At 70.2% G+C, this 15,089-nt stretch carries 13 protein-coding genes; 8 read left to right on the top strand and 5 right to left on the bottom strand.

Annotation, left to right across the window (positions count from 1 at the left end):
* Positions 1 to 51 precede the first annotated feature (51 nt).
* Positions 52 to 1,644, bottom strand: a complete 1,593-nt coding sequence (locus DFQ15_RS13500) for a GGDEF domain-containing protein (RefSeq protein ID WP_110466477.1) — start codon at positions 1,642 to 1,644, stop codon at positions 52 to 54.
* Positions 1,645 to 2,003: 359 nt separating this feature from the next.
* Between DFQ15_RS13500 and DFQ15_RS13495 the strand changes: the two genes are divergently transcribed.
* The 6 genes from DFQ15_RS13495 (at position 2,004) to DFQ15_RS13470 (ending at position 8,850) form a co-directional block, all read left to right on the top strand.
* Positions 2,004 to 3,194, top strand: coding sequence for an MFS transporter (locus DFQ15_RS13495; RefSeq protein ID WP_110466476.1), 1,191 nt, complete (start codon positions 2,004 to 2,006; stop codon positions 3,192 to 3,194).
* A gap of 128 nt (positions 3,195 to 3,322) precedes the next feature.
* Entirely contained in the window at positions 3,323 to 3,871 is a 549-nt protein-coding gene (gene ssb / locus DFQ15_RS13490; protein ID WP_110466475.1) for a single-stranded DNA-binding protein, read from the top strand.
* A 263-nt stretch (positions 3,872 to 4,134) separates the two neighbouring features.
* Complete coding sequence (locus tag DFQ15_RS13485) at positions 4,135 to 5,295, top strand: DUF3034 family protein (protein WP_233504515.1); 1,161 nt, start codon at positions 4,135 to 4,137, stop codon at positions 5,293 to 5,295.
* A gap of 13 nt (positions 5,296 to 5,308) precedes the next feature.
* Complete coding sequence (locus DFQ15_RS13480; RefSeq protein ID WP_110466474.1) at positions 5,309 to 5,755, top strand: group I truncated hemoglobin; 447 nt, start codon at positions 5,309 to 5,311, stop codon at positions 5,753 to 5,755.
* Positions 5,756 to 5,809: 54 nt separating this feature from the next.
* Positions 5,810 to 6,451, top strand: a complete 642-nt coding sequence (locus tag DFQ15_RS13475) for a methylamine utilization protein (protein ID WP_233504513.1) — start codon at positions 5,810 to 5,812, stop codon at positions 6,449 to 6,451.
* Positions 6,452 to 6,453: 2 nt separating this feature from the next.
* The gene (locus DFQ15_RS13470; protein WP_233504511.1) at positions 6,454 to 8,850 is read left to right on the top strand and encodes a putative bifunctional diguanylate cyclase/phosphodiesterase; all 2,397 of its coding nucleotides are present in this window, start codon (positions 6,454 to 6,456) and stop codon (positions 8,848 to 8,850) included.
* Positions 8,851 to 8,898: 48 nt separating this feature from the next.
* Here the strand turns inward: DFQ15_RS13470 and mnmA are convergent, their stop codons facing one another.
* The 4 genes from mnmA to DFQ15_RS13450 form a co-directional block, all read right to left on the bottom strand.
* On the bottom strand, positions 8,899 to 10,101 hold the full coding sequence (gene mnmA, locus DFQ15_RS13465; protein WP_110466472.1) for a tRNA 2-thiouridine(34) synthase MnmA: 1,203 nt from the start codon (positions 10,099 to 10,101) through the stop codon (positions 8,899 to 8,901).
* A 130-nt stretch (positions 10,102 to 10,231) separates the two neighbouring features.
* Positions 10,232 to 10,621 (bottom strand): aspartate 1-decarboxylase, encoded by a 390-nt coding sequence (gene panD, locus DFQ15_RS13460; protein ID WP_110466471.1) that lies wholly within the window; start codon positions 10,619 to 10,621, stop codon positions 10,232 to 10,234.
* A gap of 64 nt (positions 10,622 to 10,685) precedes the next feature.
* The gene (gene panB / locus DFQ15_RS13455) at positions 10,686 to 11,567 is read right to left on the bottom strand and encodes a 3-methyl-2-oxobutanoate hydroxymethyltransferase (protein WP_110466470.1); all 882 of its coding nucleotides are present in this window, start codon (positions 11,565 to 11,567) and stop codon (positions 10,686 to 10,688) included.
* 46 nt (positions 11,568 to 11,613) lie between these two features.
* Positions 11,614 to 12,105, bottom strand: a complete 492-nt coding sequence (locus tag DFQ15_RS13450; RefSeq protein WP_110466469.1) for an NUDIX hydrolase — start codon at positions 12,103 to 12,105, stop codon at positions 11,614 to 11,616.
* A 181-nt stretch (positions 12,106 to 12,286) separates the two neighbouring features.
* On the opposite strand from DFQ15_RS13450, the gene DFQ15_RS13445 reads away from it, so the two are divergent.
* Together DFQ15_RS13445 and DFQ15_RS13440 are read left to right on the top strand one after the other, a co-directional pair.
* The gene (locus DFQ15_RS13445) at positions 12,287 to 13,960 is read left to right on the top strand and encodes a long-chain-fatty-acid--CoA ligase (protein WP_110466468.1); all 1,674 of its coding nucleotides are present in this window, start codon (positions 12,287 to 12,289) and stop codon (positions 13,958 to 13,960) included.
* Positions 13,961 to 14,074: 114 nt separating this feature from the next.
* Positions 14,075 to 14,899, top strand: coding sequence for a 5'-methylthioadenosine/adenosylhomocysteine nucleosidase (locus DFQ15_RS13440; protein ID WP_110466503.1), 825 nt, complete (start codon positions 14,075 to 14,077; stop codon positions 14,897 to 14,899).
* The last annotated feature ends 190 nt before the right edge of the window (positions 14,900 to 15,089 follow it).

Genomic DNA, 15,089 nt, shown 5'->3' with positions numbered 1-15,089 from the left:
CGGCCGGCCCGATGCCCGGCCGGCACTCCGCCGAGCCCCGCCGGACCGGGCTCAGGCCGCGTCGCGGCGATCCTCGGCGACGGCGGCCAGCACGCGGTTGCGGCCGGCGCGCTTGGCGCGGTAGAGCGCCTCGTCGGCGGCGCCCATCAGCTCGGCCATGCCCGAGAACGCCGGGAAATGCGCGATGCCGGCGCTGAAGGTCACCGAGAAGATGCCTTCCTCGTAGGCGTGGTAGAGCCGGCCGAAGCTCTCGCGGATGCCGTCGAGCATCCGCTCGGCCTCGGTGGGCGGGCAGCCGTAGATCACCGCCGCGAACTCCTCGCCGCCGTAGCGGCCCACCACGTCGCCGACGCGCAGCCGTTGGCGCAGCATCCGCGACAGGGTGCGGATCACCATGTCGCCGGCGGCGTGGCCATAGAGGTCGTTGACCCGCTTGAAATGGTCGATGTCGACGATGGCGTAGGTCAGCGGCTGCCCGTCGCGCGCGGCCGACTGCAGGCACTGCTCGAGCATCGACTTGGTGGCGACGTGGTTGTAGAGGCCGGTCAGGCTGTCCTCGACCATGCGCTTGCGCAGGCCCCGGTAGCGCTCGGCCTTCTGCAGCACGGTGCTGACCAGCTGCTCGTCTTCCACCGGCTTGGTGAGGAATTCGTCGCCGCCGTGCTCCATCGCGCGGCGCTGGGCGTCCTTGCCGGTGTCGCCGGTCATGAAGATGATCGGGACCGATTCGAAGGCCCGGTGCTGGCGGATCATCTTCGCCAGCTCCATGCCGGTGCAGCCCTCGAGATGCACGTCGAGCAGCAGCACGTCGGGCACGAAGTGGTGCAGCACGTCCAGCACCTTCTCGGGCTTGCTCAGGATGCCGAGCTGGATCGGGTGCGGGCGCAGCGCCTTGCGGACCGCCGACAGCATGGTGCGGGAATCGTCCAGCACCAGCACCCGGTAGGGCGCGACACGCGCCGGGAAGGCCAGCGGGTCGAGCACCTCGACCAGGCTCTCGATCGCGAGCGGCGTGACGAAGAAATAGAGCGCCCCGCGCCGCACCGCCTCCAGCCGCAGCTCGTAATCGCCCCGCTCGGCCACGGCGCACCACTGCATGCCCCGGCGCACGATCTCGTCGACCAGCTGGCGGACGGCGGGGGTGAAGCCGCCGTCGATCACCAGCAGCACCGCGGCCGCCCGGTGCTTGACGGCGTAGGCCAAGCCGATGCGGGTGTCGGTGAAGAGCTGGAACTGGTAGCCGTAGTGCTCCATCTGCAGCAGCACCGCGTGGGCCTTGGATTCGCACATGCCCAGCACGGCGACCACCGGCGGGCCCTTGCTGCGCAGGTTCTGGCCGCGCGGCGGGGGGCTGGGCGCTGCGTCGAGTGCCTGGCCGACCGCCTGCAGCAGGTCGGGCAGCAGGCCGGCGATCGCCTCGGCCTTCTCGGTGCCGGGGGCGTCGACGGTGTCGAGCACCTCCAGCACCGGCGAGAGGGCGGCCGAGATCTCGGTCATGCCGAACTGCTGGGCGACCGTCCAGACCTGGTCGCAGTGGGGCATGAGGGTGGCCCAGTTCTCGAGCACGTCGGGCGCTTGACGCGCCTGTTCCCAGGTGCGGGCCAGGCCCTCCCACGCGGTGTGCAATGCTTCGACGTCCCTCATGGAACCGCATTACAGCATTGCGGATGCAATTTGAAACGGCAGCTTACAAATAAGTCGCTGCCTGACACGAGGCAAACGTTTGCGCAGGACATTCCGCCCGGATCGCGGTGCCGCAGCCGCCCCCGGTGCCTGTCGCGAAAATGCTATCGAAACAATAGCTGGTAGCCGGCGCGAAATGACGGCTGCAGGCACTTTTGGCTCTGAATCCCAGGCCGCGGGCCCGCCGGTGCCGGGGCGCCGTACGGATGCGCGAGAATCGCGCTCTCCCGCCTCCGGGCGCCGCCATGCCGAATTCCTTGCCGTCCATTTCCACCCCGGGTTCCGCCGCGGCCGAGCCCGCTCCTTGCGCCGCGTGCCGCATGACACCGCAAGAGCGCCGTTCCAGCGCATCGCTGGCGTCGATCTTCGCCTTGCGCATGCTGGGGCTGTTCCTGGTGCTGCCGGTGTTCGCGCTGGAGGCGGCGCGCTACCCGGGCGGGCAGGACCCGGCGCTGGTGGGCCTGGCGATGGGCGTCTACGGACTGACGCAGGCCTTCCTGCAGATGCCGTTCGGCATGGCCTCCGACCGGTTCGGCCGCAAGCGGGTGATCGTCTGCGGGCTGCTGGTCTTCGCGCTGGGCAGCGGCGTCGCGGCGGCGGCCGACAGCCTGGCCTGGCTGCTGGCCGGCCGGGCGCTGCAGGGCGCCGGTGCGGTCTCGGCCGCGGTGACCGCGCTGCTCGCCGACCAGACCCGCGACGCGGTGCGCACCAAGGCGATGGCGCTGGTGGGCGGCAGCATCGGGCTGATGTTCGCGCTGGCGCTGGTGGCCGGCCCGCTGCTGGCGGCGCGGATCGGGCTGGCCGGCCTGTTCGGCCTGACCTGCGTGCTGGCGCTGGCCGGCGTGGCGGCGGTGGTGTGGTGGGTGCCGCCCGAGGTACCGCACGCCGGGCCGAGCGAGCGGGGCCGGCTGCGCGACCTGTGGGCCCACCGCGATCTGCTGCGGCTGAACCTGGGCGTCTTCGTGCTGCACACGGTGCAGCTCGCGATGTGGGTCGCGGTGCCGGCGCTGCTGGTGCGGGCGGGGCTGGACAAGGCCCACCACTGGTGGATCTATCTGCCTGCGGTGCTGGCCTCTTTCGGGGTGATGGGTGCCACGTTGTTCCCGATGGAGCGGCGCGGCCGGCTGCAGTGGGCGCTGCGCGGCGCGGTCGGGCTGGTGGTGCTGGTGCAGGCGGGGTTGTGGGCGGCGGCCTCCGGTGCCGCGCACGGCGCGCCGTGGGGGCGGGCGACGCTCGGCCTGCTGCTCTTCGTCTTTTTCTGCGGCTTCAACGTGCTGGAGGCCAGCCAGCCGAGCCTGGTGTCGCGCCTGGCACCGGCCCGGCTGCGCGGCGCTGCGCTGGGGGTCTACAACACGCTGCAGTCGCTGGGGCTCTTCGCCGGCGGAGCGCTGGGCGGTGCGCTGGTCGGGACGGCCGGGCCGCAGGGGCTCTTCGCCGTGACGCTGGCGCTCAGCCTGGTGTGGCTGGCGGCGACCTGGGGCGTTCGTCCGCCGCCGCCGGGGGCGCGCTGACCGTGCTGCCCCCTCCACGCGCCGGCCCTTCCCGGGGCCTGCCGGCAGGGCGGTGGATGCGGCACAATCGGGCGTTTCGGCGCGCCGGCTCCGCCGCACCGCGCCCATCGCGAACAAGGCAGCACCCCATGGCATCCGTCAACAAAGTCATCATCGTCGGCAACTTGGGCCGCGATCCCGAAACCCGCACGTTTCCGAGCGGCGGCCAGGTCTGCAACATCCGCGTCGCCACCACCGACCGCTGGAAGGACAAGCAGAGCGGGGAGATGCGCGAGATCACCGAGTGGCACAGCATCGTCTTCAACGACCGGCTGGCCGAGGTCGCCGCCCAGTACCTGCGCAAGGGTTCGCAGGTCTACGTCGAAGGCCAGCTGCGCACCCGCAAGTGGACCGACAAGGACGGCGCCGACCGCTACAGCACCGAGATCCGGGCCGACCAGATGCAGATGCTCGGCGGCCGGCAGGGCCAGGGCGGTGGCGGCGGCGGCCAGTCGTCCGAGGAAGACGGCTACGGTGGCGGAGCGGGTGGCGGCGGCTACGAAGCCGCGCCGCGCCGCGCGGCATCCGCACCGGCCCCGCGCCCTGCGCCGGCTCCGCGTGCGGCTCCGGCACCGGCACCCGCCGCCAACCGCGCACCCTCGGGCTTCGACGACATGGACGACGACATTCCGTTCTAAAAACGGCGCTTCCGTCTCCCACCGCGTGGCGCGGCAGCATCGGCTGCCGCGCCACGCGTCGTTTGCAGGCCCGAAAGGCCGGTCGGCCCCTACCCCGGCCCTATACTTTTACCGGCCAGGATGCCGGTTTCTACCCGGTTCATATCTAATCGGGGCGTCACCATCCGTCCAACAGGGTTCACGACATGGCGTCTCCTGCCCCCACGACCCGGCCCGCAGCCTTGGCCTTGCGTTCCTTCTGCCTTATGCCGCCTTCTCCGCGCTTGCGCCGACCCTCCCGGCCGCCCCTGCCCACGATCGCGCGTCTGACCTCCCTGGCGCTGGTGCTGGGCCACATGCCGCCGGGCGGTGCGGTATCCGCGGCGACGAAGCCTGCGGTGGTGCGCCATGCGGCCGCCGACGATTCGGGTCTGCGGCTGGTGCTGTCGATGCGGCTGGAGCGGCTGCCCGGCGAACGGGCGGCTTCGCTGGCGCCTGTCGGCGGTGGCATGGCGGGCGCGGGTCTCGTGGCCGCCGCGCCCGCCGCGCCCGCCGATGGCGCAACTGCGGCGGTCCCGTCCGGTTCCGCGCCCGGCGACGAGCCCGCGCTTGCGCTGCGCCCGATGGTCGTCCTTCCCCCGCGCGGCACAGGCGGCAAGTTGCTGCTGACCGGTGGCGTCTCGCAGGTCGAAGGCGCGGCCGGCGGCGGCCTGGTGCCCTGGGCGGTGGTCGGCGGCTACGGCGCGGCCGGGCAGTGGGGCGCCAACGTGCATGCCACCCGTGTCAGGACCGGCGCCTTCGCGCTCGACACCTACGGCGTGACCGTCGGCGTCAACGATCGGCTGGAGCTGTCGCTGGCCCGCCAGAGCTTCGACACCCGCGCCGCCGGCGCCGCGCTGGGCCTGGGCGCCGGCTTCAAGTTCGAGCAGGACATCGCCGGGGCAAAGGTGCGGCTGCTGGGCGATGCGGTGCTCGATGCCGACCGCTGGATGCCCCAGGTCTCGGCCGGCGTGCAGACCAAGCACAACCGGCAAGGCGCGGTGGTGCGCTCGGTGGGAGCGCACAGCGATTCGGGCACGGATTTCTACCTGTCGGGCACCAAGCTGCTGCTGGCGCCGGGCGTGCTGCTCAACGGCACCGTGCGCTGGACCAAAGCCAACCAGTTCGGCCTGCTGGGCTTCGGCGGCGACCGCAACGACCGCTACCGGCCGCAGGCCGAGCTGTCGGCGGCCTACCTGCTCTCGCGCCACTGGGCGGTGGGCGGCGAGTTCCGCACCAAGCCCGACAACCTGCGCTTCGCCCGCGAGCAGGACGCCTGGGACGCCTTCGTCGCCTGGGCGCCGACCAAGAACGTGTCGCTCACCCTGGCTTACGTGGCGCTGGGCGATATCGCCACCGTGCGCAACCAGCGCGGCTGGTACTTCTCGGCCCAGACGGGCTTCTGACGGAGCGGCGTCCATGACCCATTGCATCCCGATCCTGCGCCGGGGCTTGGCGGCCCTGTCGCTCGGCCTGGCCGCCCTGGCTGCGGCACCGGCCGTGCGTGCCGACACCGCGCTGTACGAGGCGTTCGGCGGCGAGGCCGGCCTCGCCCGTATCGCCGACGACTTCCTCGCCAACGTCACCTCCGATCCCCGCACGCAGCCGTACTTCGCGAAAGCGTCGCGAAAGCGGCTGCGCGCCAAGCTGGCCGAGCATTTCTGCGTCGAGATCGGCGGCCCCTGCACCTACACCGGAAGCTCCATGGCCAGCGTGCACAAGAACCTGCAGATCGACCGGGCCGCGTTCAACGCGGTCGTGGAAAACCTGCAGGACGCGATGGACAAGAATGGCGTAGGCTTCGCCGCGCAGAACGCGCTGCTCGCACGCCTGGCGCCGCTGTACCGCCAGATCGAGACGCGCTGATTGCAGCGCATCGCCTCGCCCTGCACCGCCCCGTCGTTTTTCCATCACCGCCGCATGACGCCTCCACCCGCTTTCCTATTCCTGTGCCGCGCGGCCTGCGCCATGGCCGTCCTGGCGTCCTGGCTGCCGCTGGCGGCCCATGCGGCGGCCGCCCCGGTGCAGGTGCTCGACGCCCGGGGCCGGCCGCTGGCCGATGCGGTGGTCTATGCCACGCCCGCCGGTGCCAAGCCCGCGGCGGCGGCGCCCGGCGCCACCGCGGCGATCGACCAGATCGACCGCGAGTTCGTTCCCCTGGTCTCGGTGATCCAGACCGGCACCAACGTGCGCTTTCCCAACAAGGACGACGTCGAGCACGACATCTACTCGTTCTCGCCGGCCAAGCGTTTCGAGATCAAGTTGTACTCGGGCGTGCCTTCCAAGCCGGTGCTGTTCGACAAGCCGGGCCTGGTGGTGCTGGGCTGCAACATCCACGATTCGATGGTGGCATACGTGCTGGTGGTCGAGACGCCGTACTTCGGCCGCACCGACAAGGACGGCCGCTTCAGCTTCGAGAACCTGCCGGCCGGCAGCTACCGCGTCGCGGTCTGGCACTACAGGATGCGCGACCCGAACGCGCAGCCGACCAGCACAGCGCAGGTGGCGGCCGGCGGGGCATCGCCCGCGCTCAAGTTCACGCTGACCACCGAAGGAAACTGACCATGCGCTTGCCGAGGCTGCGCATCCACCGCCTCCGGACCCGCATCGCGCTGGTCTTCACCGCCCTGGTGCTGGTGGTGCAAGTGCTCGGCTATGTCTCGGTCAGCCGGTTGATCACCTCGGCCGCCCGCACCAACACCGACGAGCAACTGCAGGTGGCCGAACGAGTGTTCGGCCAGATCGTGCAGGCCCACCGCGAGCGGCTGGCGCAGGCGGCCACGGTGGTGGCGGCCGACTTCGGCTTTCGCGAGGCGGTGGCCACCCACAACGAATCGACCATCGGCTCGGCGCTGCGCAATCACGGCGACCGCATCCAGGCCGATCTGGTGATGCTGATCGGGCTGGACGGCAGGCTGATCGCAGACACCACGCTGCAAAATTCCGAGCAGAGCCTGTTCCTCTATCCCGACCTGATCGCCCGCGCCCGGCGCGAGGGCAGCGCCTCGTCGATCGCGCCGCTGGACGACAGGCTCTACGAGTTGGTGGTGGTGCCGGTGCGGGCGCCGGTCACCATCGCCTGGATCGTGATGGGCTTCCGGGTCGACAGCCGGGTGGTCGATCTGCTGAAGTCGACCACCACGCTCGACGTCTCCTTCGTCAGCCGCACCACCGCCGGCGGCTGGCAGGTGTTGGCTACCTCGCTGCCGGCCGATACCGCCGCCAGGCTGACCGCTGACCTGGGCGACGAGCTGCGCTCCACCGGCCGCAACACCGACCTGCGGCTCGACGGCGACGATTACGCGGTGCGTCTTGTGTCGCTCAACCGGGGCGACGAGCCGGTGGTGGCGGTGCTGCAGCGGTCGCTGGCCGAGAGCATGGCGCCGTTCCAGCGGGTGCAGTCGACCCTGCTGCTGGTGAGCCTGGCCGGCCTGCTGGTGTCGGTGGTGGCCGCCATCCTGACCGCTCGCAGCGTGACCCGGCCGATCGGCGTGCTCAGCAGCTTCGCCCGCGGCATCGGCGAGGGCCACTATCCGCCGCCGATCCCGGTGCCGCACCAGGAGGACGAGCTGGGCGACCTGGCCCGCACCTTCAATCGGATGCGCGACGGCCTGCTGGAGCGCGAGCAGCGGATCACCGGCCTGGCCTACGAGGACGCGCTGACCCACCTGCCCAACCGCGCCCGGTTCCACGAGTACCTGGAGACAGCCATCGTCCGGGTGCAGGCGGAAAAGGGCGGCGCCCAAAGCTCGCTGGCGGTGATGGTCATGGACCTGGACCGCTTCAAGTACGTCAACGACACGCTGGGCCATCCGATCGGCGACCAGCTGCTGGTCGAGGTGGGCCGGCGGCTGCTGGCCACGCTGCCCGGCGGCGACACGGTGGTCGCCCGCCTGGGCGGCGACGAGTTCGCGGTGCTTTTGCCCTGCGGCGACGCGGCCTCGGCCTTCGCCATCGCCCGGCGGGTGCTGTTGGTGCTGGAGCAGCCCACCACCGTCGAGGGCCAGGTGGTCGACATCGGCGCGAGCATCGGCATCGTGGTCTGCCCGCAGCACGGCACCGACGTGCCCACGCTGATGCGTCGCGCCGACATCGCGATGTACGCCGCCAAGCGTACCGGCGCCGGCTGCCTGCCCTACGACAGCGGCCACGAGACGGTGCAGCCCGAGCGGCTCTCGCTGATGGGCGAGCTGCGCCGCGCGGTCGAGCACGGCGACCTGGCGCTGCACTACCAGCCCAAGATCGACATGGCCAGCGGCGAGGTGCATTCGGTCGAGGCGCTGGTGCGCTGGGAGCACGCCACCCGCGGCTTCGTCGCGCCCGACCGCTTCATCCCCTTCGCCGAGCAGACCGGCTACATCAAGGCGATCACCCGCTTCGTCGCGGGCAGCGCGATCGCCCAGTGCGCCGCGTGGCACGCGGCCGGTATCCGGATCGCGGTGTCGATCAACGTCTCGGCCCGCGACCTGCTGGGCGACGAACTGCCGGCGCTCTTCGCCAAGCTGCTGGAAGAGCACCGGATGGAGCCCGGCTGGATCTGGATCGAGGTGACCGAGAGCGCGGTGATGGACGATCCGGCCCATGCGCTGGCCACGCTCGATCAGCTGCACGACATGGGCCTGCGCCTGTCGATCGACGACTTCGGCACCGGCTACTCGTCGCTCGCCTATCTCAAGCGCATGCCGGTCGACGAGATCAAGATCGACAAGTCCTTCGTCATGAACATGGCCGACGACCGCGACGACGAGATCATCGTCCGCTCGACCATCGACCTGGGCCACAACATGGGCCTGAAGGTGGTGGCCGAGGGGGTCGACAACGCGCTGGTGCTGCAGCGGCTGCGCGCGCTCGACTGCGACATGGTCCAGGGCTACCTGCTCGCCCGGCCCCTGTCGCCCAAACAGTTCGAGACCTGGTTCACGCTGTGGGCCGACAAGCGCAGGACGCTACCGATTTGGTAGCAGGTAGTCGGCGTGCAGCGCGGCTTCCGGCGACGAATCGCTCGAAGATCAGCCGGCGCCCGGGCTGTCGCTGGAGGCGATCACGCCGCCGCCCAGGCACACTTCGCCGTCGTACAGCACCGCCGACTGGCCAGGGGTGGCGGCCCACTGGGCCTCGGGGAAATCGAGCGCGAAGCGGCCGTTGCCCGCATCGGAGAAGGCGCAGGCCGCATCGGCCTGCCGATAGCGCGTCTTGGCGGCCAGGGTGGGCGAGGGCGCCGGCGGCGTGCCTGCCACCCAGCTGATGTCGTCGGCCACCAGCCGGTGCGACAGCAGCCACGGATGGTCGTGGCCCTGCACCACCCGCAGCACGTTCTTCTCCAGGTCCTTGCGCGCCACGAACCAGGGCGCATGCGCGCCGCCGCCGCGCGGCGTGCCCTGGTCCTTCAGCCCGCCGATGCCCAGGCCCTGGCGCTGGCCCAGGGTGTAGAACGACAGGCCCTGGTGCCGGCCGACGGTGCGGCCGCGCTCGTCCTGGATCGCACCCGGCGCATGCGAGATGTAGCGGTTCAGGAATTCGCGAAACGGCCGCTCGCCGATGAAGCAGATGCCGGTCGAGTCCTTCTTCCTCGCATTGGGCAGCGCGATGTCTTCGGCGATGCGGCGCACCTCGGTCTTGTGCAGCTCGCCCACCGGGAACAGGGTTTTCGACAACTGCGCCTGGTTCAGCCGGTGCAGGAAATAGCTCTGGTCCTTGGCCGGGTCCAGGCCCTTGAGCAGTTCGTATCGCCACCGGGGGTCGAAGGCGCCATCGCGTGCGGTCGCGTGCGATTCCATCCCGGAATGCCCACCGGGCGTCGCGCTCGGAGCCGCCGCAACGCGGCGGACACGGGCGTAATGGCCGGTGGCGATTTTCTCGGCGCCGAGCCGCATCGCATGGTCGAGAAAGGCCTTGAACTTGATCTCGGCGTTGCACAGCACGTCGGGGTTGGGCGTGCGGCCGGCCTGGTACTCGCGCAGGAACTCCGCGAACACCCGGTCCTTGTAGTCGGCCGCGAAATTGACGTGCTCGATCTCGATGCCCAGCACGTCGGCCACCGCCGCCGCATCGACGAAATCGACGTTCGACGAACAGTGCTCGCTGTCGTCGTCGTCCTCCCAGTTCTTCATGAAGATGCCGACCACCTCGTGGCCCTGCTGCTTCAGCAGATGGGCGGTGACGGCGGAATCGACCCCTCCGGAGAGGCCTACGACGATGCGGTGGTGTGACATGAGGTGTGCGATTATCCCGGCCCGTCTTTCGCCTTGCCCGGCTCCGGGCCATCGCCGGCCGGCATGGCGCTGTGCCGACGCCGTGGCGTCCGGCCTGCGCGGGCGGTCGGAGCTACTGCTGCGCGGAGAGCTACTTCGACGTTGCGGCCTGCATCGGCACATGGTCGCGCCGGTGCTGGAGGCGGTTGGCGTCGTCCACGAACACGAGCCGGGGCCGATGTGCCGCGACTTGCGCCTCCGGGACCGTCGCGAAGGCGGCGATGATGATCAGATCACCGACGGATGCCCGTCGCGCCGCCGAACCGTTGACCGAAACGACACCGCTGCCCCGCTGTCCGCGGATCGCATAGGTCACGAAGCGCTCGCCGTTGTTGACGTTCCAGATATGCACCTGTTCGTTCTCGGCCATGTCGGCCGCATCGAGCAGATCCTCGTCTATCGCGCACGACCCTTCGTAGTGCAGTTCGCAATCCGTGACGGTCGCGCGGTGAATCTTCGACTTGAGCAAGGTACGAAACATGGCATGAGTTCCTTCGGTGTCCACTGAAGCTGGTAGCCGTCCCTAACGGCCTATTGATCGGGCGTCACCACGCATGAAGCGCATCGACGGGAAACGCACCGGACTTCACCGCCTCCACGTAGCCCTGCATGGCGGCGTCGATGCTGCCGCCCTTTTGCAGGAAGTCGGCGACGAACCGGGGCGTGCGCCCCATGGAGAGGCCGAGCATGTCGTGCAACACCAGGACCTGCCCGTCGGTGCCCGAACCGGCGCCGATGCCGATCGTCGCGCAACGCTGCAGGTCTTGCGTGACGTCCCGGGAGAGATCGGCGGGAACCACTTCGAGCACGAGCATCGTCGCCCCGGAAGACTCGAGTCGTCGTGCATCCGCGATCAGCGTGTCCGCCTGTTCGCGCGTGCGGCCCTGGACGCGGTATCCGCCGAGCGCATGGACGCTCTGCGGGGTCAGCCCGAGGTGCGCGCAGACCGGTATGCCGCGCGCGACCAGGAACTCGACCACCGCGCAGACCCATCCGCCTCCTTCGAGCTTGACCATGTGCGCACCTTCGCACATCAGCTCCGCGGCGTTGCGAAATGCCTCTTCCCTGGACGTCTGGTAGGAGCCGAACGGCATGTCCGCGACGAGCAGGGGCCGGCGACCGGCCCTGGCGATGCCGCGCGCCACCGAACGCGTGTGGTAGCCGATGTCGCTCAGGGTCACCGACAGGGTCGAATCGTCGCCCTTGCAGACCATTCCCAGAGAATCGCCGACCAGCAGGCAGTCGATACCCGCGTTCGACGCCGCGTGGGCGAAGGTCGAATCGTAGGCGGTGAGCATCGTGATCTTCTCCCGCCGCGCCTTCATGTCGTGCAGCGTGAGCACGGAAACCGTCGGGCTCCTGGCGGGCGTAGGTGCGCCGTAGGGCGCGGATTCATTGCTTGTCATGGTGGTGGGCTCCGATGCCATGGGGAAAAGACACGCCTGGATGCCGTGCCAGCGCCGGCCGGCATCCTCAGCCGCCGGTCACGCTCGGGTCGCTGTAGACCGCCTCCAGCGGCAGGCGGCGGCCGGCCAGGTAGTCCTCCAGGCAGCGCAGCAGCAGGGGGCTGCGGTGGCGCTCGGGGCAGGCGCGGATCTCGTCGGCCGTCATCCAGACGGCACGCACGATACCCTCGTCGAGCGGCTGCTCCGGAAAATGCTCGCCCACCTCGCCGCTGAAGGCGAAGCGCAGGTAGGTGATGTCCTCGCCGTCGCCGCTGCGCTGGAAGCGTGAGATGTAGACGCCGACCAGTGCGGTCGGGGTGAAGACGTAGGCCGACTCTTCCAGCGCCTCGCGGGCGCAGCCCTGGGCGGGTGTCTCGCCCAGGTCGAGGTGGCCCGCCGGATTGTTGAGCTTGAGTCCGTCGCCGGTGTGTTCTTCCACCAGCAGGAATCTGCCGTCGCGCTCCATCACCGCCGCGACGGTAACGTTGGGTTTCCAGCGGGGGGCTGCCGTAGTGTTCATAGCGGGCATTATCCCGGGTGCCATGCGCGAGAGGATCCAGTAAGCTCCGTCTCGCGCCATCTCGACAACACGGGTAGAAGCCATGCGGATAGGCGTACCGCCGGGGACGACGGCGGGGAGACGCCATCGGGCACGGTCGCGCTTTCCTGCACATTCGGCCGGCCGAGGAGACACCGCACCCATGGACAAGACCTGGCTTTCGCAGTATCCGCCCGGCGTACCGCACGAGATCGACACGGCGCAGTACCGCTCGCTCGTCGCCCTGATGGAGGAGAGCTTCGGCCGTTTCGCCGACCGCCCCGCCTACAGCTTCATGGGCCGGGACGTGCGCTATTCCGAGATCGACGCCACCAGCCGCAAGCTGGCCGCCTACCTGCAGTGCCTGGGCCTGGCCAAGGGCGACCGGGTGGCGATCATGATGCCCAACGTGCCGCAGTACCCGGCGGCGGTCGCGGCCATCCTGCGGGCGGGCTGCATCGTGGTCAACGTCAACCCGCTCTACACTCCGCGCGAGCTGGAGCACCAGCTGAAGGACTCGGGCGCCAGGGCGATCTTCATCGTCGAGAACTTCGCCCGCACGCTGGAGCAGTGCATCGCCGCGACGCCTGTCCGGCACATCGTGCTGTGCGCGATGGGGGACGCGCTGGGCTTCTTGAAAGGCGCCGTCGTCAACTACGTGGTGCGCAGCGTGAAGAAACTGGTGCCCGCCTTCCGGCTGCCCGGCGCGGTGCGCTTCAAGGATGCGCTGTCGCGCGGCGCGCGCGGCCGCTTCACCGCGCCCGAAATCGCGCCCGACGACGTCGCCCTGCTGCAGTACACCGGCGGCACCACCGGCGTCAGCAAGGGCGCGGTACTGCTGCACCGCAACGTGATCGCCAACGTGCTGCAGTCGGAAGCCTGGAACGACCCGGCGATGCAGAAGGTGCCCGACGGCGAGCAGACCACCGTCGTCTGCGCCCTGCCGCTCTACCATATCTTCGCCTTCACGGTGAACATGATGCTGGGCCTGCGGATCGGCGCCAAGACGGTGCTGATCCCCAATCCGCGCGACCTGACCGGCACCCTCAAGGAGCTGGCTCGGCACCGTTTCCACAGCTTCCCGGCGGTCAACACGCTGTTCAACGGCCTGGCCCGCCACCCGGATTTCGACAAGGTCGACTGGAGCCACCTGGCGGTGTCGGTCGGCGGCGGCATGCAGGTGCAGGCGGCGGTGGCCGAGCTGTGGCTCAAGAAGACCGGCTGCCCGATCGTCGAGGGCTACGGCCTGTCGGAGACCTCGCCCTCGGTCAGCTGCAACCCGAGCAACAGCACCGCCTATACCGGCACCATCGGCCTGCCGCTGCCCTCCACCGAGATGAAGCTGGTCGACGACGACGGCCACGAGGTGCCCCTGGGCGAGCGCGGCGAGATCGCGATCCGCGGCCCGCAGGTGATGGCCGGCTACTGGCAGCACCCCGACGAGACCGCCCGGTCGATGACGGCCGACGGCTTTTTCAAATCGGGCGACATCGGCGTGGTCGATTCGCGCGGCTATTTCCGCATCGTCGACCGCAAGAAGGACATGATCCTGGTGAGCGGCTTCAACGTCTATCCGAACGAGGTGGAAGAGGTGGTCGCGGCGCTGCCCGGCGTGCTGGAATGCGCGGCGGTCGGCGTGCCCGACGACAAGACCGGGGAGGCGGTCAGGCTGGTGATCGTGCGCCAGGATCCGGCCCTCACCGAGGCGCAGGTGGCCGAATTCTGCAAGGCCCACCTCACCGGCTACAAGCGGCCCCGCGTGATCGAGTTCTGCGAATCGATGCCCAAGACGCCGGTCGGCAAGATCCTGCGGCGCGAACTGCGCGACAAGCGCTGACCGCCGTGCGGCCGGGCCCGCCGCCCGGCGCTGCGTCGGCGCCGCGGCGCCGGGCGCCGGCACGCTGACGCCGCGGTGGCGGCGCAGGCGAACCGGCATGCGATCATCGACGCGATGACCACCGCACCCGTTCCCGGCGCCTCCGCGCCCGCCCCGTTCCCCTCCTCAGACACCCCCCGCCCGCTGGCCATCCTCAGCGCACTGCCCGAGGAGCAGCAGGGCCTGGAACAGCGCCTGACCGACCCGCAGCCGGCCGCCACCCATGCCGGCCGGCGCTTCGTGCGGGGCCGGCTGCACGGCCGGCCGGTGGTGCTGGCGCTGTGCGGCATCGGCAAGGTGGCCGCCGCCACCACCGCCACCGTGCTGGCCGAGCGCTTCGGCGTGCGGGGCATCGTCTTCACCGGCGTGGCGGGCGGGCTGGGCGAGGGGGTGCAGTTGGGCGACATCGTGGTGGCCGCGGCCTGCGTGCAGCACGACATGGACGCATCGCCCCTGTTTCCGCGCTTCGAGGTCCCGCTCTACGGCCGCGCGCTGTTCGAGACCGACCCGGCGCTGACCGGCCACCTGGCGCAGGCCGCGCACGCCACCCTGGAGGACCTGCCGGCCCTGGTGCCCGCGGCCGACCGCGACCGCTTCGACCTGCGGACACCCCAGGTGCACTGCGGCCTGCTCGCCAGCGGCGACCGCTTCGTATCGTCGCACCGGGAGGCCGCGCTGCTGCGCTCCGCGGTGCCCGACGCCCTGGCCGTGGACATGGAGAGCGCCGCCGTCGCCCAGGTCTGCGCCGACTACCGCGTCGCCTTCGCCGCCGTCCGCACCGTCTCCGACCGCGCCGACGAAACCGCCCACGTCGACTTCCCCGCCTTCGTCACCGCCGTCGCCAGCCGCTACGCCGAAGCCGTCGTCGGTCGTTTTCTCGGTTTGCTACAAAAAGAATAGCTGGATGTCGTCATACAGAGCCAACTACAGCTCTTTTTCTCTTGGATTTTTCTGCGGATTTCCACACGACGCGTGAAGAGGTGGAAGAGGCGTAGCGAGCAGCCCCGAGTGCGCGCCGAGGACCGGAGCCGTACTTCTGTACGGTGAGGACCGCAGGCGCGCAATCGGGGCGCGCAGTAGCCTATTCCAC

The sequence above is a fragment of the Xylophilus ampelinus genome, from assembly GCF_003217575.1.
Taxonomy (GTDB): domain Bacteria; phylum Pseudomonadota; class Gammaproteobacteria; order Burkholderiales; family Burkholderiaceae_C; genus Xylophilus; species Xylophilus ampelinus.
Note: the sequence above shows the minus strand (reverse complement) of the source record. Positions and strands in the feature narration are given on the sequence as shown.